This is a genomic window from Polaromonas sp., assembly GCF_039930745.1.
Taxonomy (GTDB): Bacteria; Pseudomonadota; Gammaproteobacteria; order Burkholderiales; family Burkholderiaceae_C; genus Polaromonas.
In genome coordinates, this window is sequence record NZ_JBDTTH010000027.1 from 21,892 (window position 1) to 42,054 (window position 20,163).

Below are 20,163 nucleotides of genomic sequence, written 5' to 3' on the forward strand. Positions count from 1 at the left end.
GAGCGCTGACCCGGGGGACACTGCGTTGGCACTCAATAGCAGTTGTCTTGATGTCCAAGAGTCAAAAGTGCTTTGAACCATTCGTTGAAGGCAGCACCGTACCCTGACACTCTCCAAAACCGATGCGCCTGAACCCCTCGCGCTGGCAAAAGCCGCGCAGTGTGACGGTGTCCCCATCCAGCAGAAAGGTCCGTTGTTCGCCGTTCGACAGTTGCAACTGCTGCTTGCCCCCTTGCGTCAGTTCTAGCAGCGATCCGGCCTGCTCGGGCTTCGGACCAGAAAGTGTGCCCGATCCGAACAGGTCGCCACAGCTCAGGCTGCAGCCGTTGACCGTGTGATGCGCTACGAGTTGCGCGACGGTCCAGTATGCCGCTTGCGCAAAATTCGACCGGCTGATGCAGTCGCCCGGATTCCCGGCTTCGCGCATGGCAGGGGTCTGCAACCAGACCTCCAACTCGACGTCAATCGCTCCATGCTCCCGATTGGCCGGGCTGTCCAGGTAGGGGAGCGGCTGGGGATCGCTGTCCGGGCGGGTGAACGCAGTACGAAACGGTGCCAAAGCCTCCATCGTCACGACCCATGGCGAAACCGTGCTCGCAAAGTTCTTCGACAGGAAGGGGCCGAGTGGCTGATATTCCCAGGCCTGAATGTCGCGCGCGCTCCAGTCGTTAAAGAGCGCCATGCCGAACACATGCTCCTCGGCCGCTTCAATCGCGATGGGCAGGCCCTGCGCATTGGGACGGCTGATGAATATTCCCAGTTCCAGTTCGATGTCCAGGCGCTCGCTCACTTTCATCACGGGGTGCGATGCTCCGGGGCTCATCAGTTGCCCCATGGGCCGGTGAAAGCCATGTCCGCTAACGTTGATCGTGGACGCCCGTCCGTGATACCCGATGGGCACGTATTTGTAGTTGGGCAGCAGAGGCGCGTCTGGACGGAACAGCTTCCCGACAGCCGTGGCGTGGTGGATTCCGACGTAGAAGTCCGTGTAGTCGCGGATCTCGCAGGGCAGGCCCAGCTCGACATCCATTTGCGGAACCAGCGCGGCCTCAAATTTCGCCCGCTGTTCGCTGTCCTTTCGCAGGCCGTGCGAAATGGCCTCACGCATCAGCCGGCGCGTCGGCGAGGTCAGCCGCATTAGCCGATTCATATCCGTGCTGTCGATCAGTTCCGCCTTGCGCAGGTCCAACACTTGGTCTCCAATGGCCACACCAATACACCAGCCACTGTCCTCCGGGCGCCTGAAACGCCCGAACGGCAGGTTCTGGATCGGGAAGTCGGCGTCGGCGAGGTTGGCGCTTTCCACCCAGCTCTCGAGCGAGGGGGCATGGGTGCCATTGACATGGTTCATGGTTGCCTTGGGTCAAAGTGTTTCTTGAGGCCTTCCCAGCAGCGGTAATACTCGTGCTGAAGCTGGGCGGAAGACAGCGCATGGCTGGTCGGCCGCAACACGTTGCGGGTCTCGAACATGAAGGCCATCGTGTCCTCAATCACATGGGGCTGGGAGATGTCACCCGTGCTGGCTTTTTCAAAAGTTTCGGCGTCTGGCCCGTGGCCACTCATGCAGTTGTGCAGGCTGGCGCCACCGGGCATGAAGCCTTCGGCCTTGGCATCGTAAGCGCCATGCACCAAGCCCATGAATTCGCTCGCGATGTTGCGATGAAACCAGGGCGGCCGGAAGGTGTCTTTCATCGCAAGGATGCGCGGAGGAAAAATCACGAAGTCGATGTTGCTCACACCGGGCGTATCCGAGGCGCTATGCAGAACGAGAAAAATGGATGGGTCCGGATGGTCGAAGCTGATCGATCCGATGGCATTGAATCGGCGCAGGTCGTACTTGTAGGGGGCATAGTTGCCGTGCCAGGCCACCACGTCCATCGGTGAATGCGCCATGCGCGCCGTCCACAGGTGGCCGCCGAACTTGGCCACCAGGTCGTGCGGCGTGTCGATATCCTCGTAGGTTGCGATGGGGGTGAGAAAGTCCCGTGCGTTCGCCAGCCCGTTCGAGCCTATAGGCCCACGGTCTGGCAAGCGGAAGTTAGCGCCAAAGTTTTCGCAAACGTAGCCGCGAACCGGGCCGTCTGGCAGTTCTAGGCGAAAACGCACGCCGCGCGGAATAAGGACTATCTCTTGCGGCTCGGCCTCGATGATGCCCAGCTCGGTGACGAAGCGGTGACGCCCTTGCTGCGGCACAAACAACATCTCGCCGTCGGCGTTGTAGAAAGCGCGCTCCTTCATCGAACGGTTGGCGGCGTACAGGTGTACGCCCGCTCCATTCTGCGACGCGGGGTCGCCATTGCCAGCCATGGTTACCAGGCCCTGGACCCAATCCAGGGGCGCGTCCGGAATCGGCAGTGGATTCCAGCGCAGTTGGTTAGGCGGCGCGATCTCCTTGGTGAAATCGCTGGTGATCCGGCCATTGTCCAGGCGCTCGAACGGCGCGTGCATTGCGGAAGGCCGGATGCGATACAGCCACGAACGGCGATTGTCGGCGCGCGGGGCGGTAAAGGCGGTGCCTGAGAGCTGTTCGGCGTAGAGGCCGTAAGGGCAGCGCTGCGGCGAGTTTTGGCCGACCGGCAGCGCGCCGGCTAAGGACTCGGTTGCGAACTCGTTGCCAAAGCCGGACTGGTATTGCAGCGACTCCATGGAGCGCATCACGCCTCCATTTTCAGCGTGCCGCGACGGATTTGGTCGCGTTCGAGTGACTGGAACAGCGCCTTGAAGTTGCCTTCGCCGAACCCCTCGTCGCCTTTGCGCTGGATGAATTCGAAGAACACCGGTCCAAGCAGCGTGCCGGAAAATATCTGCAGCAGCAGGCGCTTGTTGCCTCCATCGGTAGTACCGTCCATCAAGATGCCACGAGCCTGAAGTTCTGGCACCGGCTGGCCATGGCCGGGCAGGCGATCTTCCAGCATGTCGTAGTACACGTCATTGGGCGCGGTCATCAGCGGAATGCCGGCGAGTTGCAACTCGTCAACCGTCTTGAGCAAGTCATCTGTGGAGAGCGCGACGTGCTGGATGCCTTCGCCGCTGAACTTCATCAGGAACTCCTCGATCTGGCCCGAGCCCTTGGACGATTCCTCGTTCAGCGGAATGCGGATCATCCCGTCAGGCGCGGTCATCGCCTTGGAGGTCAGGCCGGTGTATTCACCCTGAATATCAAAGTAGCGAATCTCGCGGAAGTTGAAGAGCTTCTCGTAGAAGCCCGCCCAGTGCGCCATCCGGCCGCGGTAGACGTTGTGCGTGAGGTGGTCCACCATCTTCAGGCCACGGCCACGAGGATGCCGATCCACGCCAGGCAGGAACTCAAAATCGATGTCGTAGATCGCCCTGCCTTCGTCGAATCGGTCGATCAGGTACAGCGGTGCCCCGCCAATTCCCTTGATGGCCGGCAGGCGCAACTCCATCGGCCCAGGGGGGAACTCGATCGGATGCGCTCCCAATTCAAGCGCGCGGGTGTAGGCCTTGTGCGAGTCTTTTACCCGGAAGGCAAGCCCGCACGCTGACGGGCCGTGCTCGGCTGCGAAATAGGCCGCTTCGCTGTTGGGCTCGTTGTTAACGATGAAGTTGATGTCGCCTTGCCGGAACAGCAGAACGTTCTTGGAGCGGTGCTTCGCAACCAGCGAAAACCCCATCCGTTCAAAAAGCGGCTCCAGCAGGCCGGGCGTGGGCGATGCGAACTCGACGAACTCGAAACCCATCAAGCCCATCGGATTGTCAAAAAAGTCTGTCATTACGTTCGCCTGTTCATTCAGTCCAGCTTGATGTCGGCTTTCTGCACGATCCGGGCATAACGCGCCTGCTCCGACTTCATGAATTGCGCGGACGCTTCGGGTGTCATCGGATGCACGATATTTTCCTGTTTGGCCATCGCTTCTTTCACCTCCGCCGTGTTCCATGCGGCGACGATGGCCTTGTGCAAACGTGTCACTTCCGCCGGAGGCAAACCCTTGGGTGCAACGACGGCAAACCAGCCACCCACTTCCATGTCATTGAATCCTTGTTCCTTGAATGTGGGAATATCGGGTACCGAGGCGATACGCATTGCGCCCATCACGCCGACGGCACGCAGACTTCCGTTTTTTAGATGTTGCTGGGCGACGTTGATGGCCACGACGCCAAAGTCGACTTGACCACTGATGATATCGGTAACCATTCCACCCATTCCCTTGTACGGAATGTGTCCTGCCTTCACGTCGGCCGCGTCCAGAAACATCTCTGCTGCCAGGTGAATAATCGTCCCGTTGCCTGACGAGGCGTAGTTGTAATAGTCAGGTTTGGCCTTTAGCGCTGCCTGCAACTCCTTGGCATTCTTGACCGGCAATTTGGCGGGATTGACCACAAGAAGAAAGGGCGTCTCACCAATCACACATATTGGCGTAATGTCCTTGAGGCTGTCGAATGGCATCTTTCTGTAAACACTTGGGTTCACGGAGTGGTTGTTTGAAACGAAGGCGATGGTCCGGCCGTCAGCTGGCGCCTTAACGAGATTTCCGGTGCCGATGATGCCACCCGCACCCGGCAGGTTCTCAATCACAACCGGCTGGGTCAGTTGCTTGCTCAGCGCGTTTTGCCCGGCGCGTGCAATGGTGTCGAGCCCGGAACCCGCACTCACCGGCAGGATCACGCGAATCGGCGTGGCCAAGGTTTGAGCGAATGCTGGCCCAAAGCCAGCAAGGCTGGCGGTGAAGCCGGTAGTAGCAAGGATGAGTTGGCGGCGGGTAAAGGTAGGCATGGTTGTCTCCAGGTGTTTTCAATCAGGCTTGGTTTAAAACGGGTTCGGGCTCGGGCTCAGGCTCGGCAAGGCGCCCGAGAATCTCTTCGGTATGCTCTCCCACTCTGGGCAGCGCATGCCGAACGCCAGGGCGGCGGCCGCCCATCAACAGCGGCAGCAGCACGACCTTGGTCGTGTCGCCGTCACCGGTGTCCATATCCACCAGGCCACCCGACTCGATCAGGTGCCTGTCGGTCACGAGTTGATCTGGGCGCACGATGGGCGCATAGGGGATGCCGGCAGCTTCCAGCTTGGGCTGGAGCTCGTCTATCTTGTGATGGATAAGCGTCTCGCCCAGCTTCTCAAGCAGTTGGGGACGCACATCGACCCGTTGCGCATTGGTAGCGAGCGCCGGGTCGGTCGCGAGGTCGGGCCGATCGATCACACGGCATAGGGTCTGGAACTGCTTGTCGCTGACGGCGCCGATAAACAGTTGCTCGCCCTCGGCCATCGTGAACACGTCGTAGACGCTCCAGGCGGACAGGCGGGAAGGCATGGGCGGCGCGGCTTCGCCGGTCATCTGGAATTGCTGCATATGCTGGGAAGCCAGCAAAGTGCAGTTTTCGAACAGCGCGCTCTGGATTTCCTGGCCCTTGCCAGTGCGGCTGCGCTCCTGCAGCGCGGCGAGCACGCCGATTGCGCCGAACATGCCACCCATGATGTCGTTCACGGACGAACCGGCGCGCAGCGGTCGGCCCTTGGGTCCCGTCATGTAGGTCAGGCCGGCCATGTTCTGCACGACTTCATCGAGAGCGAGGCGATTCTCGTAGGGTCCTGGTAGGAAGCCTTTGTGCGAAGCGTAGATCAGATGCGGGAATTTTTTCGAGAGCGTTGCGTAGTCAAGCCCGAACTTGGTCATCAGACCTGGGCGGAAGTTCTCCAGCATGACGTCGCTCTGGCCAATCAGTTCTTGCGCACTGGCGAGGCCTTTGGGCGTGTTGATGTCGATGACGACGCTCTTCTTGTTGCGGTTGAAGCTTCGGAAGAAGCCGATGCCCAGGCCGGGCAGCTTGCGCGTCTTGTCACCGCCGGGCGGCTCGATCTTGATCACTTCCGCCCCCAGGTCCGCGAGGATCATGCCGCAGGTGGGGCCCATCACCATGTGGGTGAACTCGATGACGCGGATACCTTCCAGGGGAAGTCCGGTTTTTTCAGTAGTCATGGTTTTCTCTTTTCAGTTGCTCGAAGCTCACGATTCGCCCGGCAATGGCGCTGGCCGCAACCGTGGAAGGGCTCGCAAGCCACACTTGGCCCGGACCGGAGCGGCCCGGGAAGTTGCGATTGATCGCGCTGATCGTCACTTGGTCGGGCCGATCGGAGACGCCTGGCCCAGCGTTCACGCAGGCACCGCATCCCGGCTCAATCAGCTCCACACCTGCGCGCTCGAACACGTCGAGCATTCCTTCGCGCACGCAGTACTCGCGCACGTCCTGGCTGCCGAACTGAAGCACGAAACGGGTACCGCGTGCCACTCGCATGCCGCGTTCTGTTGCCCACTGAAGTACAGCGTGCACGCGCTGCAGGTCTTGCCGCTTGCCGCCAGTGCACGAGCCGCCGTAGGCAATGTCAACCAGCACAGGCGCATTGAGCTCCGACACGGCCACGCCAAGCCCCGGATCCCCGGGCTGCGCCAGCATGGGCTCAAGCTTCGAGCAGTCGATATCAAGTGTGTGCGCGATTTCCGCATCAACATCACTACACATCCAGTCTTCCAGCGCGAAGGCTATTCCCCTGCGTTCACGCAGGAACTGGCGCGTTTCCTCGTCGGGCACCACGATTCCGGTGAAGCCGCCGATTTCGGCCACCATGTTGGTGAGCGTTGCACGCTCGTCAGTCGATAGCGCGCTGACCACGTCGCCGGTGTACTCGAACACTTGCCCGATAGCACGGCCCTCGCGCACATAGGGCAGGCGCAACAAGTGCAAAACGATGTCCTTGGCCTCGACGACGGCTGGCAGGCTGCCCGTCAGGCGGACGCGGCAGGTCGTCGGTACCTGGACGCGCACTTCACCCGTCATCCAGGCACTGGCCATTTCCGTCGCACCCACACCAAATGCCAGCGTGCCCAGTGCGCCGCAGTGCGGCGTGTGCGAATCGGTGCCGATGGCGAGATCGCCCGGGCGCACGTAGCGCTCCGCCATGATCGAGTGGCTGATGCCTTCAGAGCCCTCGCGGTCCTCGAGAAGACCATGCAGTTTGATGCCATGCCGCTCGCAAAAGCGCTGCTGCGTTTGGGCCATGGCCTGCGCCAGGTCCAGCATGCCGAGCTTGCGCCTTTCAGCCGGCATGCTGCGGTGAATGAACGTCAGGTGGTCGGCAAAACAGACGATCGAAGCGGTGTCGTGCAACATGACATTGCCATTCATCTCGCGCTCGAGCGAACTGATCGACATGGGGGAGACATATTCATGCGCGTACCGCCAGTCGGCCTTGGCGAATACCGAGTCGCCGGGAAGTACCGCCTGCAGGCCGCTCGCCCGCGCAATGATCTTCTCGGCGTAGGTCATCGGCCGGAAGGCTGCAGGCCGGACAACTGGACCCCAGCCGAGTTTGCGCGCACGCATCAGCTTGAACAACCCGCCGCGGCGGATCAGTTCTGCGGTCACCTCGTCTTCACCGCGGGTGAACTCTTCGACAGGAATTGCTTCGCCCCGCTGGATGCGCTCGATCAGGCCGAAGTCCGTCGAGGTCAAAAGTCCAAGGTTGCGGCAGTTCTGGCGATAGATGCGCTCGAAACTCTCGGCGATGACAAGCCGGATTCCCGCGCACCACTCGGCGTACGGGCTGGCCTCGCGTGAAGAGCCCTTGCCATAACGACGCCCCGCCACTGTGACGGCAAAGCCGCCCGCTTTTACCCTGCCAGGGGCAACAGGCAGTTCTTCACCGCATTTCAGTCCCAGGTAGGGATAATCACCGAGCTTGTCGTCATAGTGGTAGCAGATGAAGGCAGGCGTGATTTCGTCGGTAGAGATGTCTGTGCGCAGGGGCAGCGCCTGTGCGAGCGTGACGTCCTCTCCGGCCAATTGCCTGGCAACAGTCTGGGCGTCCTGGGCCAGATAGAGCACCCGGCCATCGAAGCGAATGCTGTCGGTGCTCATGCGGAAACGTCCTGCGGGTTCACACTGCGCTGGCCGGAGATGAAATTCTTCGGCAATCCGGCGCGCCACATGGCACCGTGCGTGGGTTCGCCCTTCAGCCAGTTCGCCACCTTGGCACGCAGGGTGAGCAACTTTGTGACGTCGATGCCGGTGTCTACTCCCATGGACGCCAGCATGAAAGCCAGGTCTTCGGTGGACGCATTGCCGCTGGCGCCGGGGGCATGCGGGCAGCCGCCTATGCCGGCCAAGGATGCGTCGAAACGCTTGACGCCCACTTCGAGCGCCGCATAGCAGTTCGCAAGGGCAAGGCCGCGCGTGTCATGGAAATGACCGCACCAAAACTTGTCGCCGGCGATTTTCAGTGCCTTCTCGAAGAGCCGGCTCACGGCCGCGGGGTCGGCATAACCTACCGTGTCGGCCATGCTGACGCGATCGACACCCGCGTCAAGCAGGCCCTGCAGACAACGCAGCACTTCCGATTCCTTGACTTCGCCCTGGATCGTGCAGCCGAAAGCCGTTCCTACACCGCCTTCAACCAGGGCACTGGACCGAGCCGCATCGCGTGCCGCCACGATTCTCGCGACTTCGGAGATCACCTCGTCCGGCGTTTTACGCAGATTGGCCAGGCTGTGTTCATGGCTGGCTGAGAGCGGCACGATCATGAGGTCCGCTCCTTCGGCGATCGCGCGCTCGGCGCCCTTCATGTTGGGCACCAATACGGAGACAAACAGCCCCGGCAGTGTCTTGGCGAAAGCCAGCAGGTCCGCCGTGTCGGCCAGTTGTGGTAACAAGCGCGCCGGAACGAAGGAGCCGACTTCGATTTCGCGTTGACCGGCGGCGAAGGCGTCGCGAATCCACTCCTTTTTATGCTCGGTCGGGAGAATTTTCGCGATGCTCTGCAGGCCGTCGCGCAGGCCGACTTCGCGAATCACGGCGGTAAGCGGGAGGGGATGGGTGTTGGACATTCTGCAAGTCTAGGCTTTCCTATTTTTGTGAAAAGTGGTATTTTTGCAAGACTAACTTCACTTTTTGTCATAGCAGATTAACCCGTCCACGAAACACTTACGCCAATGAAAGACCTTGACCTGACGTCCCTGCGCTACTTTGTCGCGGCCTGCGAAACGGGCAACATTACAAGGGCGGCTGAGCAAGAAAGCATCGTCACCTCCGCCATGAGCAAACGGCTCACCCAGTTGGAGCATGACCTCGGTGTCCCACTGCTCCAGCGCCAGCGCCGGGGCGTGAGACCCACTCCCGCTGGCGAGATGTTGTTGGAGCAATCGCGCTCGATTCTTTCGAGCGCGGCGCGCATTGCGCAGGACATAGCCAGCTTCGGCAGCGGCGTGCGCGGACAGGTCCGACTGCTGGCGACGGTGTCATCGATTGCCGAATCGCTGCCGGACGATGTGGCGGCCTTCATGAAAAAGCCGGCACATCGTGAGATTCAGGTGGACATCGAGGAAGCCTTTAGTCGCGATATCGTGCGCCGGGTCAAGGAGGGAAGTGCGGTACTGGGCGTTCTCTGGGACGCCACCGACCTTGATGGACTCAGGTCTGTCGCTTACCGAGCAGACCAGCTGGCTGTAGTGACCCACATTTCCCACCCGCTCGCATCGCGCAAGCGCTGCAGTTTTGCCGACACCTTGGAGTATGAGCACATTGGCCTGCAGGCGCCGAGCGCGGTCAATGTGATGCTGGCCCGTACGGCGGCTGTGGCCGGCAAGCAAATCGTCTACCGCACCCAGGTTTCAAATTTCCAGGCATCTCTGCGCGTGGTTTCCGCGAACTTGGGCATCTCAATCATGCCCCGGGAGGTGGTCGGCGCATCGGCCGAGACTTTCGGTTTGAAGGTGATTCCGTTGCAGGACGTCTGGGCCAAACGCCGCTTCAACATCTGCTTCCGTGATCTCGACAGGCTGAGCAAAGCCGCGCGCATGCTGCTGGATGACCTGGCTGCGGCTGCGAAGCGCTAGGCCAAGCTAGGTCGGCGGCCCTGTGACTCTCCAACAACTGCTCGGATGCAGTTCTGGCTGTCGGCCGCCGCTGGTTCGAAGGCAGTATCCCTTTCTCGGTGGCTATAGTTTGCTATGAATTGAGTAGCAAAAGGTTGGGCTTACGTACAAGCGGCGGCTGGTCTCGGCCCTTCGCAATAGCATAGGCCTGACGCGTAGGACGCGCCTGCGCCAGGCGCCTGTGTTGACTGGGAACGCCGGACTATCGGCCGGCCTTCATTCCATAAAGGCGCTTCACGCACCGAGTGCAAACTTTCAACCCTTCAAAATCCACCACCTCAATCGATCCCGTATTGCACTTTGATCAAGGCTAAATTTTCAAATTCGTTCAAAGCAGGCAAGCAATCTGTCTGACCATGTCGGTCATCGCCAAGTCGGCAGGTGCGCTTCCAGATTTCCTGAGACGGAGACACCGTCCCGGGGCATTCTCCAAATCCGATGCCTCTCAACCCTCGCGTTCGCAAAAGCCACGCGGGATGAGCACTAGCCCTGCCCCTGACGGCCGGCCACGCCGCTGCCCTATTGACGTACGGGCAACTTGGTTATGATAAATAACCATAATGCTCCTTCGTGCTGACCAATAGGAAAGGCTGTATGACGTATCAACCCGCCGTGCAAGACACACAATTCATCCTTTTCGACGTGCTGGACGCAAGCGGTCAATTGCGCCCCATCGAGCGTTTCGCCGATGCCGACGGTGACCTGCAGCGGCAGGTTCTGGAAGAAGCCGCGAAGTTTGTCGCCGAGGTTGTAGCCCCACTGAATGCGGCGGGCGACAACCCCGGGTGCCGCTTCCATGCCGGCGCGGTTGTGACGCCCCCAGGATTCGCACCGGCCTACCAGGCCTTCTGGCAAGCGGGCTGGCCCGCACTTTCTTGCGCGCCCGAACACGGCGGGCAAGGTCTGCCCTGGGTGCTGGAAGGCGCGCTGTACGAATGGTTGAGCGCCGCCAACCATGGCTGGACCATGGCGCCAGGCCTGCTGCATGGAGCCTACGAGTGCCTGGCCCATCACGGCAGCGATGAATTGAAAGCGGCCTACCTGGAGAAACTTGTCTCCGGCGAATGGCTGGCCACAATGTGCCTCACTGAAGCTCATGCCGGCAGCGACCTCGGGCTGGTGCGCACTCGCGCAACGCCGCAGGCGGACGGCAGCTACCGTGTCAACGGCAGCAAAATCTTCATTTCCGGCGGCGAGCACGATCTCACCGACAACATCCTCCATCTCGTCCTCGCGCGCTTGCCCGATGCGCCTGCCGGCCCCAAGGGCCTGTCGCTGTTACTCGTTCCAAAATTGCTGGCGGAGGGCAGCCGCAACCAGGTTCACTGTGATCGCATCGAAGAAAAAATGGGCTTGCACGGCAGCCCCACCTGCGCCATGCGTTTCGAAGACGCAGCGGGCTGGCTGATCGGCGAGCCCGGCCAGGGCCTGAACGCGATGTTTGTGATGATGAACGCGGCCCGTCTACACGTGGCGCTACAGGGCATCGGCCTGCTCGACGCGGCCCGGCAAAAAGCCGATGCTTATGCGCGCGAGCGAAGGCAAATGCGCGTGCCCGGGCCTCGCAGCGGCACTGAGCCGGCGGACTTCATCATCGGTCATCCTGCGATGCGCCGCCTGCTGGACACGCAGCGCGCCTGGATCGACGGTGGCCGACTGCTGGCTTACCAGACGGGGCTCGAGCTCGACATCAGCAAGCACCACCCCGACCAGGCCCGTCGTGAGAAGGCCCAGCGGTGGTGCGGCTTGCTCACCCCCGTGCTGAAGGCAGCTTTCACTGACCAGGCCTTTCACGGTGCCAGCGAATGCCTGCAGGTTTTCGGCGGCCATGGCTACATTCGCGAATGGGGGATTGAACAGATCGTCCGCGATTCACGCGTAAGCATGATCTATGAGGGCACCAACGAGATCCAGGCCATCGACTTGCTGGTGCGCAAGGTGTTGCCGGACGGCGGCGCCGCGCTGCGGATGATGTTCGAAGTGTTGCGCGACGAGTTGGACGACAGGGGCGCGGCCGGGAAGACTGTACTGAGCCATCTCGCACGCCTGGAAATCACCACCGATGCATTGATCGAGGCCGCGCGCACCGCGCCTGCGTTGCCCTATGGGGTCGCGGGTGATTACTTGCGCGCGGTGGCGCTGGTGCTGCTCGGTTGGGCGTGGGTGCGCATCTGCAACACGCCTGGTGCCCAGGGCAACGAGCGCTGGCAAGCCCCGGGTGAAGCACTTCGACGATGGGTGTTGCCCGAGTTCGACATGCGGTTGGCTGTCATCGAGAATGAAATCAAACGCCAGGATTGATCGAATCTTCTGCTTCCGCTGATAGAACTTGACTTGGCTGAACCGATCGGCAAAACCGCTTCGCGGCCTTTTCCAAGTCACGAGAGCTGCCCGTCACCACTGCCCCTGCGATCGTTTGGGCTTACTGAAATGAACTCTGATGCGGACACGGGTCAGTTCAAGCAAGCTCGATCCCTACGCCGGGAAGCGCTTATGGTCATGGCCCCTATGACCAGGCTGCGGGCGCTTTTGGGGAACGCGCGGGTGGGGCGTGGGGAGAACGGCAGGCCGTCATCCAGCGGACAAGGCAAGCGGAAGCCGAGGAGGCGTGGCCAGCAGCTTAGTGCGTGAGAATTGCTATAAAAAAGATAGCTGCTTACGCCCGCCAATCATGGGATGGAGCTTATTTTCACTTAAAATTAAGGCGTTCCGCGCCGCAGGATTCGCCCATCGCGGCGTGTGCTCAGCCTTTTCCCAGCGCAGGACGGCCAAACAAGGTGGACGCATTGCTGATCGGTCCGAGCTGCGCGGCCACGTCCAGCAGCGCGGGCGCGAGTTCGTGCATGCGCGCTGTGTCCAGCCGCGAGCGCGGGCCCGCGATGCTGATGACGCCGATGACCTCCTTGCGCCTGAAAACCGGCGCGGCCATGGTCGCCATGCCGGGCGCAAAAACCTCGTCGATCATGGCGTAGCCGCGCACCCGCGCCGCGTGTAGAAAACCCAGCAGCGCCTTGATGGTGGTGGGCGCTTTCGGTCCGTAGTCGGCAGGCTTGCCAAAACCCTGGCGCGAGACCAGCTCCAGAGCCCGTTCGTCGCTCAGGCACATCAGCCACGCGTGGCCGGATGCCGTGCACGACAGCCGCGCGTCCATACCCATGTCCGGGTCGTAGCGGAGCCCGGCTTGCCGCATGCCCTGAGACTTGGAGACCCAGGTCAGGCGGTCCTCATCCACGATGGACAGGCGCACCAGCTCGCCCGACGTTTGCGCCAGCCGCTCCAGCAGCGGCTCGGCCACGTCCACAATTCCTGCGCTGCTCAGGAAGCCCAGTCCGAGCGACACCATCTTGAGGGTCAGCACATAGTCGCCCTGCTTGCGCGCCTGTCGCACGTAGCCGCGCTGCTGCAGGTCTGCAAGCAGGCGATGACACGCGCTCAGCGGAATGTCGAGCTCCGAGGCGATCAGTGAAATGGGCAGACCTTCGGGGTACCGGGTCAGGTGTTCCAGAAGGGAAAGTCCGCGTGCAAGGGCGAGGTTCATTTTGTATGATGGAATGAGTTTCCGATTTAGAAACATTTTCCCATCCGGCTTGCAGAATTGCCAGCAACAAATAAATGCCGTGTTTGGCATCCCTCAGAGACAACATTTTTATGCGTAATTTTCCTGACCTGATCCGCATCCCATGACTCGCACTGTTTACGTTCTCAATGGCCCCAACTTGAACCTGCTTGGCGTGCGGGAGCCGCACCTGTACGGCCACACGACGCTGGCCGATGTAGAGCAACTGTGCCGGCGTGTAGCGAAGGAGCTGGGTTATGCCTGCGAGTTCCGCCAGACCAACCACGAAGGTGTGATGGTCGACTGGGTGCAGGAAGCGCGCGAAAAATCCGCCGCCCTTGTCATCAATCCGGCCGGTTTGTCGTTCCACTCCATCCCGGTGCTGGACGCGCTCAAGACCCTGGATCAGCCGATTGCCGAAGTCCACATCACCAACATCCACCGGCGCGACGCGCTGTACCAGCATTCACTGGTGTCGCTGGCTGCCACCGGGGTCATCTGCGGCTTCGGGGCTTTCGGTTACGAGCTGGCGATCCGTGCATTGGCCCAGCGTCTGACGGCCGCGCCGGCACCCTGATTCACGTTTTCGTATTCTTTTTTTTTCATCGACAACACCACAGGAGACAACCATGAACCATTCCATAGATCGCCGCACCTTGCTGGGTGCCGGAGGCGCGCTCGCTGCCAGCGCCATTTTGCCGGCATGGGCGCAGACTCCGCCTACCATCCGCTTCGCCGCCGTGTTCTCCGACAAGGACATCCGCGCCGAGATGATGAACATGCTGGCCAAAGACGTTGCGGCCGACTTCAAGATGGAGATGCACCTGAACTCCACCTTGTTCCGCCAGGGCACCGAGCTGGTCGCCCTGCAGCGGGACAATCTCGAGATGGGCAACATCGCGCCGCAGGACATCTCCAAACAGGTGCCAGCCTGGTCGCTGCTGACCTCGGCCTACCTGTTCCGCGATGCCAACCACCTGACGCAATTCTTCGCCAGCGATCTGGGCTCGCAGATGAAGAAAATTGCAGAAGACCAGCTCAAGGTCAAGATTCTGGGCCCCACCTTCTTCGGCACGCGCCACGTGGGTCTGAAGGGCAAGAAAAAAATCACCGTCCCGGCCGACCTGGCCGGTGTCAAGCTGCGCATGCCTCCCGGCGAAACCTGGCAGTTGCTGGGCCGCTCGCTGGGTGCCAATCCCACGCCCATGGCCTATGCCGAGACCTACACTGGCTTGCAAACCGGCGCCATCGACGGCCAGGACAATCCGCTGCCTAACGTGCAGAACATGAAGTTCTACGAAGTGATGGGTGAAATCGTGCTGACCTCGCACCTGGTTGCCTTTGACGTGCTGACCATCAACATGAAAACCTGGAACAGCATGGCGCCCGCGAAGCAGAAGGCCTTCCAGGCCGCCGCCGACAAGGCCATGGCTTGGAGTGCCGCCGAGCACACCAAGCGCGAAGCCGATCTGGCGGAATCCTTCCGCAAGGCGGGCCTGGACGTGTATGTGCCCAACATCAACGCCTTCCGCGACCATGCCCAGAAGGTGTATCTGGCCTCTGACGATGCCAAAAACTGGCCAGCCGGCATGCTGGACAAAATCAACGCCCTGAAATAGGCTCACCCCCGAAACGGCCTTTGGCCTTCTCCCCCCTCAAAGGGGGGCCACGAGCGGCCCGGCCCTTCGACGGGCTCAGGACAGGCCAAGGCCGGTTCCGCGGTGGTATTGGAATGGCCCATGTGCCCCTATGCGTGCCAGGTGGCGCGTGAGTGAGTGAGTGCGAGAGAGAGAGGACGATGATGGATCACATGTTGAAGCCGCTGCACCGCTTCGCTGAAGCGGTTGCAGCGCTGTTGCTGGCGGTGATCTTTCTCGCCTTCATGGCGCAGATCATCATGCGTTATGTCTTCAATGCGCCGGTGGGCTGGACCACCGAAGTGTCGCTGGCGGCCTGGCTATGGCTGGTGTTGTGGGGTGCGGCCTTTGTGCTGAAGGACGACGAGGAAATCCGCATCGACCTGATCTCCGGGCGAGGCAGCCGGCGTACGCGCCGGGTGATAGGCGGCATTGGCGCGGTCGGGGTCATCGTGCTGTTTGGCATGTCGCTGCCGGCTTCGTGGTCCTATGTGACCTTCATGAAAGTCGAAAAGAGCGCAACGCTGGGTGTGCGCATGGACGTCATGTATTCGATCTACCTGGTTTTTGTCGTGGCCGTCATCGCCCGGGCCCTGCGCCATCTGGTGCGCGGGCCCGCTCCGGACACCGCTCCTGCAACCGGTGACTCGCCGCCCAACCCTTCTGCCTTGTGAACTTCACCAGCCCTTTTTCCCTGGCGCTTGGCGCCATCGTGGCGCTCAGCCTGCTTGGTGTGCCTGTCGGTCAGGCCATGATAGGCGGCTCCGTCCTGTACCTGTACCTCAAGGGCATGGACATGGGCGCGGCGGCCGAGCAACTGCTCAATGGCACCTACTCCAGCTTTCTGTTGTTGGCGATTCCGCTGTTCATTCTGGCGGCCACCATCATGAGTACAGGCAGCATCCTGGACCGGCTGTTGCGCTTTTGCAATGCCATCGTGGGCCGCTTCCCCGGCGGGCTGGCCCAGGTCAATGTGCTGCAGAGCATCGTGTTCGCCAGCATGTCGGGTTCTGCCCTGGCCGACGCTGCGGGCTCGGGCAAGCTGATGCAGTCCATGATGACCCGGGGCGGCCGGTACACGCCGGCCTTTGCCGCAGCACTGAGCGCCGTGTCTGCCGTCATCGGGCCCATCCTGCCGCCTTCCATCCCATTGGTGCTTTACGCGCTCGTGTCAGGCACGTCCATCGGGTACCTGTTCATCGCCGGTGTTCTGCCCGGCCTGCTGCTGGGCGCCGTGCAGATGGCGCTGATCTACTACCTGGCAAAACGGCGCAACTTTCCGCTGGAGGAAAAAGTGCCGCTGCGCGACATGCCGCGCATCACCCGCGAAGCCTTTCCGGCGCTGATGCTGCCGGTCATCCTGCTCGGCTGCCTGTACAGCGGCATCACCACGCCCACCGAAGCCGCGGGCGTTGCTGCCGCTTACGCGCTCCTGATTTCCGTCGGCCTGTACCGCAGCCTGGGCTGGGGCGACATGTACGACGCGCTGCTCTCCAGCGCGCGCATGAGCATCTCCATCGGCATGCTGATCGCTGGTGCGCTGGTCTTCAACTATGTGATCACCTCCGAGAACATTCCGGCGACCCTCAGCGTCGCTTTGAAAGGCCTGGACCTCTCGCCGATGGGCTTTCTGCTGATGGTCAACCTCATCCTGCTGGTGCTGGGGGCTTTCCTGGAAGGCTCGACCATCATCCTGATCATCCTGCCCGTGTTGCTGCCGACTGCCGTGGCCCTGGGCATCGACCCGGTGCACTTCGGCGTGATGGCGGTGCTCAACATCATGATCGGGCTGGTGACACCGCCTTATGGCCTGCTGCTGTTCATGATGACCAAGATCGCCAATGTTTCGCTCAGGGAACTGGTGCGCGAGACCCTGCCTTTTCTTGCGGTGATGCTTGGCGCGCTGGCGCTGGTGACAGTGTGGCCCGGCATGGTGCTGTGGCTGCCCCGGCTCGCCGGCTACACCGGATGAACGCGGCCCCCGGCAAGCTTCTTGTGGGCCTGATCGGCTCCGGCATCCAGCGCTCACTGACGCCCGCCATGCAGGAAGAAGAAGCGCGCCACCACGGCCTGCGCCTGCACTACCAGCTGATCGATCTGGACCGGACCCCGGGCTCGCTGCAACAGCTGCCAGCCCTGCTGGCCGCAGCGCGCATCATGGGCTTTGCCGGGCTGAACATCACCTACCCCTGCAAGCAGGCGGTGATCCCCTTGCTGGACGAGCTGTCGCCCGAGGCCGAGGCCATGGGCGCCGTGAACACTGTGGTCATCCACGACGGTCGGCTCGTGGGCCACAACACCGACGGCTCGGGGTGGGTCTGGGGCCTGTGTCGCTCGTTGCCGAATGCAGATCTGAGCTGCGTGGTGCTGCTGGGTGCGGGGGGCGCCGGCTCGGCGATTGCAAATGCCGTGCTGCGCCTGGGCGCCGTACAGTTGCGCCTGGTGGATACCGATCTGGCGCGCGCCAGTGCGCTCGCCGACGCACTGAACGCCCGCTTTGGTGCCCGCGTGATCGCTTGCAGTGATGCCGCGCAGGCACTGGAAGGCGCCACCGGCCTGATCCACGCTACGCCGACCGGTATGGACAAGTTACCGGGAATGCCCATTCCCGCCGCACTGTTGCGCCCTTCGATCTGGGTATCGGAGATTGTCTACTTTCCGATCAACACCAAGTTGCTACAGGCAGCGCGGGCGCTCGGCTGCTCGACGATGGACGGCGGCGCCATGGCTGCGGGTCAGGCCGTGGGCGCCTTCGAGCTGTTCACTGGCCTGAAAGCCGATCCGGAGCGCATGAAGCAACATTTCCGGCAGTTGCTCGCTGCGCAGGCGAGCAGGGGATGAGCGGACACCCGGCTTTCCGCGACAACGCCGCCTTCATACCACCCCAGGCAAGTAAACGGGCGCCAGCGTCGAAGCCCCGGTAAACCCCGGTGGCGATCAGGCCGGTAACGATAAGCATGGCTGCGGTATGAACCCCTATCGCCGCGAGCGCCAGCGCCAACGGTCCCGAGCCTGTGATCTCCAGCGCTGATGCGTCCCCAGCGCAAAGCGGAACCAGTGCCGGCACCAGCATCAAGCCGGCGCCGTGCGCGGTAGACATCATGAAAGACCAGAGCGCAAGCCCCGCGTGCCCCGTCGGTGCGCGTGCCATCTGGGGCGTACGACCCGACAGATGAGCGATCACGGCGACGGCAAACAGCCCGCCCACCAGGACCTGAAGCAGCACGCGGTCCATGGAGAGACCCCACACCACCGCTGCGCCGGCCAGTGCCACGGACGCAAGGTGTCCGGCGGCGATGGGTAGCAAAGCGCACAGCGCCTGGGTGCGATCACGCGAGCGCACGCCCCAGGCGGCGGCTAATGGCCAGCCGCCGGCGGGGTTCAGTCCATGAAGGGCGCCGACCCCCGCCACCACAAGCCACGGCCATAAGTCTGACATGATGCGCGCCCCGGTTCGAGAGCGTCAGGCCTTCACGCTGCAGCACGAAGCAGCTTCCGGCGCCGGGGCAAATGTGGATGCGGTTTCGTAGCGGTCATGGTGGCGCACCCAGTCCATCTTGTAAAACCCGTCATGCTCGTCGCGGCCTTTGGGCGTGAGGTCCAGCATGTTGTAGGTCCCCATCATCACTTCCACACCGCGCCCGTAGGTCGAGTAGGTATGGAAGACTTCTCCCGCGTCATTTTTGTAGAACAGGCTGATGCCGGGCGCTTCCTCGGCCGGGAACTCCACCATGCCGTAGTTGTAGTTGACGGCGCCATTGACCCGTTCCTCGGTCTTGAAACTCACGTGGAAGTCGTAGTTGAAGGCATTACCGTTCGAAGAGACCCACTTGAAGTTCCAGCCCATGCGCCGGCGGAAACGCTCGATCTCGGGCAGCGTCGCGCGCGAGACGGCTACAAAACTCACATCGCGCTGCTCCAGGTGGATCTTCATGCCTGCGGTGTGGTCGGCCATGTAGGAGCAGCTCGGGCAGCCCTGTTCCCAACCGGGGCCGAACATGAAATGCTGCACCATCAGCTGGCGCCGGCCTTCGAAGAGGTCGGTGAGCGAGTGTTTGCCTTCGGGCGTGTCAAAGACATAGTCTTTTTCGACACGGACCCACGGAAGCGCGCGTCGCGCACTGGCGATCCGGTCGCGCAGGCGCGTCAGTTCCTTCTCCTGGGCCAGCAGCGTCTTGCGCTCGGCCAGCCATTGCTCCCGCGAGACGACGGCGTGCTTCATGGGGTTTACTTCGGCAGTTGATGTGTTCATGGTTTTTTCCTTGGCTCGATGAGCCATTTGCATTGGTTTGTGTTGCATTGGTCAATGCGCTGCCCGTCCCGTGCTGGTAACGGGAGCGCGCGTTATCGGTCGAATAACCGAATGGGGCTTATGCGCTCAGGCTGGTTATGCGGCCTTGGCTCTCGGCCGTCGCACGGCGCGAACCTTTCCGCTCTTTCCGCCGCCGCAATAAAAGAGGTCGGCGCCGTTGGACTCCAGTCCACTGACGCCGGCGCCATGCGGCATCTCCAGCCGCTCGAGCACAGCGCCACTCTTTGGGTCGATGCGGCGTATCTCGCTGTCGTCGCCCTCCCAGGTGCCGTGCCACAGCTCGCCGTCCACCCAGGTCACGCCGGTGACGAAGCGGTTCGATTCAATCGTGCGCTGGATGGCGCCTGTCTTCGGGTCCACCTGGTGGATCCTGCGGTCGCGGTACTGGCCTACCCACAGGCTGCCTTCCGCCCAGGTCAGGCCCGAGTCGCTGCCGCTGCCGGGCGCCGGAATGGACGCCACCACCTTGCCGGTGGCCGGGTCGATCTTGTCGATGCGCGTCTCGGCGATCTGGTAGAGATGTTTGCCGTCAAATGCGGTGCCGGCATCGCCGGCACACGCCAGCGTGCGCGTTTGCTCGCCGCTGGCGGGGTCGAAGGCAATCAGCGTTGCGCCGGTGGCGGCCCAGACACGCTGGCCGTCGTGCGTGACACCGGCAATGTCATGGATGCCCGGGAAACCGTACTCGCGCACGATCTCGGCGGTGCGTGACTTGATTTCGGGTTTGTTGTTGAGGGTCTTGCGGGTCATCGTTGCTCCTTGTGTTGCGCGCCG

The 20,163-nt window shown here is 62.0% G+C and carries 18 protein-coding genes; 7 read left to right on the top strand and 11 right to left on the bottom strand.

Annotated features, from left to right (window positions below):
- Positions 1–61: 61 nt before the first annotated feature.
- Genes fahA through ABI660_RS10870 form a run of 7 tightly spaced genes read right to left on the bottom strand, consistent with a single transcriptional unit; the run spans position 62 to position 8,837 of the window.
- Entirely contained in the window at positions 62–1,351 is a 1,290-nt protein-coding gene (gene fahA, locus ABI660_RS10840) for a fumarylacetoacetase (RefSeq protein ID WP_348067787.1), read from the bottom strand.
- Positions 1,348–2,655 carry a homogentisate 1,2-dioxygenase gene (gene hmgA / locus ABI660_RS10845; RefSeq protein ID WP_348067836.1) on the bottom strand — a complete coding sequence of 436 codons (1,308 nt, stop codon included), beginning with the start codon at positions 2,653–2,655 and terminating at the stop codon, positions 1,348–1,350. Before hmgA ends, fahA begins: the two co-directional genes overlap by 4 nt.
- On the bottom strand, positions 2,655–3,734 hold the full coding sequence (hppD, locus tag ABI660_RS10850; RefSeq protein WP_348067789.1) for a 4-hydroxyphenylpyruvate dioxygenase: 1,080 nt from the start codon (positions 3,732–3,734) through the stop codon (positions 2,655–2,657). The genes hmgA and hppD overlap by 1 nt, the downstream gene beginning before the upstream one ends.
- Before the next feature lie 17 nt (positions 3,735–3,751).
- Positions 3,752–4,735, bottom strand: a complete 984-nt coding sequence (locus ABI660_RS10855) for a tripartite tricarboxylate transporter substrate binding protein (protein WP_348067791.1) — start codon at positions 4,733–4,735, stop codon at positions 3,752–3,754.
- 22 nt (positions 4,736–4,757) lie between these two features.
- Positions 4,758–5,936 carry a CaiB/BaiF CoA-transferase family protein gene (locus ABI660_RS10860; protein ID WP_348067793.1) on the bottom strand — a complete coding sequence of 393 codons (1,179 nt, stop codon included), beginning with the start codon at positions 5,934–5,936 and terminating at the stop codon, positions 4,758–4,760.
- Positions 5,926–7,872, bottom strand: a complete 1,947-nt coding sequence (locus ABI660_RS10865) for an aconitase family protein (RefSeq protein WP_348067795.1) — start codon at positions 7,870–7,872, stop codon at positions 5,926–5,928. Before ABI660_RS10865 ends, ABI660_RS10860 begins: the two co-directional genes overlap by 11 nt.
- Positions 7,869–8,837, bottom strand: a complete 969-nt coding sequence (locus tag ABI660_RS10870) for a hydroxymethylglutaryl-CoA lyase (protein WP_348067797.1) — start codon at positions 8,835–8,837, stop codon at positions 7,869–7,871. The genes ABI660_RS10865 and ABI660_RS10870 overlap by 4 nt, the downstream gene beginning before the upstream one ends.
- A 105-nt stretch (positions 8,838–8,942) precedes the next feature.
- On the opposite strand from ABI660_RS10870, the gene ABI660_RS10875 reads away from it, so the two are divergent.
- Together ABI660_RS10875 and ABI660_RS10880 are read left to right on the top strand one after the other, a co-directional pair.
- Positions 8,943–9,845: a LysR family transcriptional regulator gene (locus ABI660_RS10875; protein ID WP_348067799.1), complete on the top strand. Its 903-nt coding sequence runs from the start codon at positions 8,943–8,945 to the stop codon at positions 9,843–9,845.
- 633 nt (positions 9,846–10,478) lie between these two features.
- Entirely contained in the window at positions 10,479–12,185 is a 1,707-nt protein-coding gene (locus ABI660_RS10880) for an acyl-CoA dehydrogenase family protein (protein WP_348067801.1), read from the top strand.
- Positions 12,186–12,627: 442 nt separating this feature from the next.
- On the opposite strand, the gene ABI660_RS10885 is transcribed toward ABI660_RS10880, so the two are convergent.
- The gene (locus ABI660_RS10885) at positions 12,628–13,422 is read right to left on the bottom strand and encodes an IclR family transcriptional regulator (RefSeq protein ID WP_348067803.1); all 795 of its coding nucleotides are present in this window, start codon (positions 13,420–13,422) and stop codon (positions 12,628–12,630) included.
- A 142-nt stretch (positions 13,423–13,564) separates the two neighbouring features.
- On the opposite strand from ABI660_RS10885, the gene ABI660_RS10890 reads away from it, so the two are divergent.
- From ABI660_RS10890 to ABI660_RS10910, 5 genes are all read left to right on the top strand, one after another.
- Complete coding sequence (locus tag ABI660_RS10890) at positions 13,565–14,017, top strand: type II 3-dehydroquinate dehydratase (RefSeq protein WP_348067805.1); 453 nt, start codon at positions 13,565–13,567, stop codon at positions 14,015–14,017.
- Positions 14,018–14,069: 52 nt separating this feature from the next.
- A complete protein-coding gene (gene dctP / locus ABI660_RS10895; RefSeq protein WP_348067807.1) occupies positions 14,070–15,059 on the top strand; it encodes a TRAP transporter substrate-binding protein DctP in 990 nt (329 codons plus the stop codon).
- A 182-nt stretch (positions 15,060–15,241) separates the two neighbouring features.
- Complete coding sequence (locus tag ABI660_RS10900; protein WP_348067809.1) at positions 15,242–15,751, top strand: TRAP transporter small permease; 510 nt, start codon at positions 15,242–15,244, stop codon at positions 15,749–15,751.
- A complete protein-coding gene (locus ABI660_RS10905; protein ID WP_348067812.1) occupies positions 15,748–17,049 on the top strand; it encodes a TRAP transporter large permease in 1,302 nt (433 codons plus the stop codon). Before ABI660_RS10900 ends, ABI660_RS10905 begins: the two co-directional genes overlap by 4 nt.
- Complete coding sequence (locus tag ABI660_RS10910) at positions 17,046–17,918, top strand: shikimate dehydrogenase (protein WP_348067814.1); 873 nt, start codon at positions 17,046–17,048, stop codon at positions 17,916–17,918. Before ABI660_RS10905 ends, ABI660_RS10910 begins: the two co-directional genes overlap by 4 nt.
- Here the strand turns inward: ABI660_RS10910 and ABI660_RS10915 are convergent.
- The 3 genes from ABI660_RS10915 to ABI660_RS10925 all read right to left on the bottom strand — a co-directional run bounded on the left by ABI660_RS10915 (position 17,839) and on the right by ABI660_RS10925 (position 20,139).
- A complete protein-coding gene (locus ABI660_RS10915; RefSeq protein ID WP_348067816.1) occupies positions 17,839–18,516 on the bottom strand; it encodes a hypothetical protein in 678 nt (225 codons plus the stop codon). The two genes, ABI660_RS10910 and ABI660_RS10915, sit on opposite strands and share 80 nt — an antisense overlap.
- Before the next feature lie 24 nt (positions 18,517–18,540).
- On the bottom strand, positions 18,541–19,329 hold the full coding sequence (locus ABI660_RS10920; RefSeq protein ID WP_348067818.1) for a DUF899 domain-containing protein: 789 nt from the start codon (positions 19,327–19,329) through the stop codon (positions 18,541–18,543).
- A gap of 135 nt (positions 19,330–19,464) precedes the next feature.
- Positions 19,465–20,139 (bottom strand): hypothetical protein, encoded by a 675-nt coding sequence (locus ABI660_RS10925; RefSeq protein ID WP_348067820.1) that lies wholly within the window; start codon positions 20,137–20,139, stop codon positions 19,465–19,467.
- Positions 20,140–20,163: the final 24 nt, after the last annotated feature.

Bases quoted from the DNA above. Each gene is read 5' to 3' on its own strand.
- fahA (WP_348067787.1), bottom strand. From the start codon at position 1,351: ATGAACCATGTCAATGGCACCCATGCCCCCTCGCTCGAGAGCTGGGTG.
- hmgA (WP_348067836.1), bottom strand. From the start codon at position 2,655: ATGCGCTCCATGGAGTCGCTGCAATACCAGTCCGGCTTTGGCAACGAG.
- hppD (WP_348067789.1), bottom strand. From the start codon at position 3,734: ATGACAGACTTTTTTGACAATCCGATGGGCTTGATGGGTTTCGAGTTC.
- ABI660_RS10855 (WP_348067791.1), bottom strand. From the start codon at position 4,735: ATGCCTACCTTTACCCGCCGCCAACTCATCCTTGCTACTACCGGCTTC.
- ABI660_RS10860 (WP_348067793.1), bottom strand. From the start codon at position 5,936: ATGACTACTGAAAAAACCGGACTTCCCCTGGAAGGTATCCGCGTCATC.
- ABI660_RS10865 (WP_348067795.1), bottom strand. From the start codon at position 7,872: ATGAGCACCGACAGCATTCGCTTCGATGGCCGGGTGCTCTATCTGGCC.
- ABI660_RS10870 (WP_348067797.1), bottom strand. From the start codon at position 8,837: ATGTCCAACACCCATCCCCTCCCGCTTACCGCCGTGATTCGCGAAGTC.
- ABI660_RS10875 (WP_348067799.1), top strand. From the start codon at position 8,943: ATGAAAGACCTTGACCTGACGTCCCTGCGCTACTTTGTCGCGGCCTGC.
- ABI660_RS10880 (WP_348067801.1), top strand. From the start codon at position 10,479: ATGACGTATCAACCCGCCGTGCAAGACACACAATTCATCCTTTTCGAC.
- ABI660_RS10885 (WP_348067803.1), bottom strand. From the start codon at position 13,422: ATGAACCTCGCCCTTGCACGCGGACTTTCCCTTCTGGAACACCTGACC.
- ABI660_RS10890 (WP_348067805.1), top strand. From the start codon at position 13,565: ATGACTCGCACTGTTTACGTTCTCAATGGCCCCAACTTGAACCTGCTT.
- dctP (WP_348067807.1), top strand. From the start codon at position 14,070: ATGAACCATTCCATAGATCGCCGCACCTTGCTGGGTGCCGGAGGCGCG.
- ABI660_RS10900 (WP_348067809.1), top strand. From the start codon at position 15,242: ATGGATCACATGTTGAAGCCGCTGCACCGCTTCGCTGAAGCGGTTGCA.
- ABI660_RS10910 (WP_348067814.1), top strand. From the start codon at position 17,046: ATGAACGCGGCCCCCGGCAAGCTTCTTGTGGGCCTGATCGGCTCCGGC.
- ABI660_RS10915 (WP_348067816.1), bottom strand. From the start codon at position 18,516: ATGTCAGACTTATGGCCGTGGCTTGTGGTGGCGGGGGTCGGCGCCCTT.
- ABI660_RS10920 (WP_348067818.1), bottom strand. From the start codon at position 19,329: ATGAACACATCAACTGCCGAAGTAAACCCCATGAAGCACGCCGTCGTC.
- ABI660_RS10925 (WP_348067820.1), bottom strand. From the start codon at position 20,139: ATGACCCGCAAGACCCTCAACAACAAACCCGAAATCAAGTCACGCACC.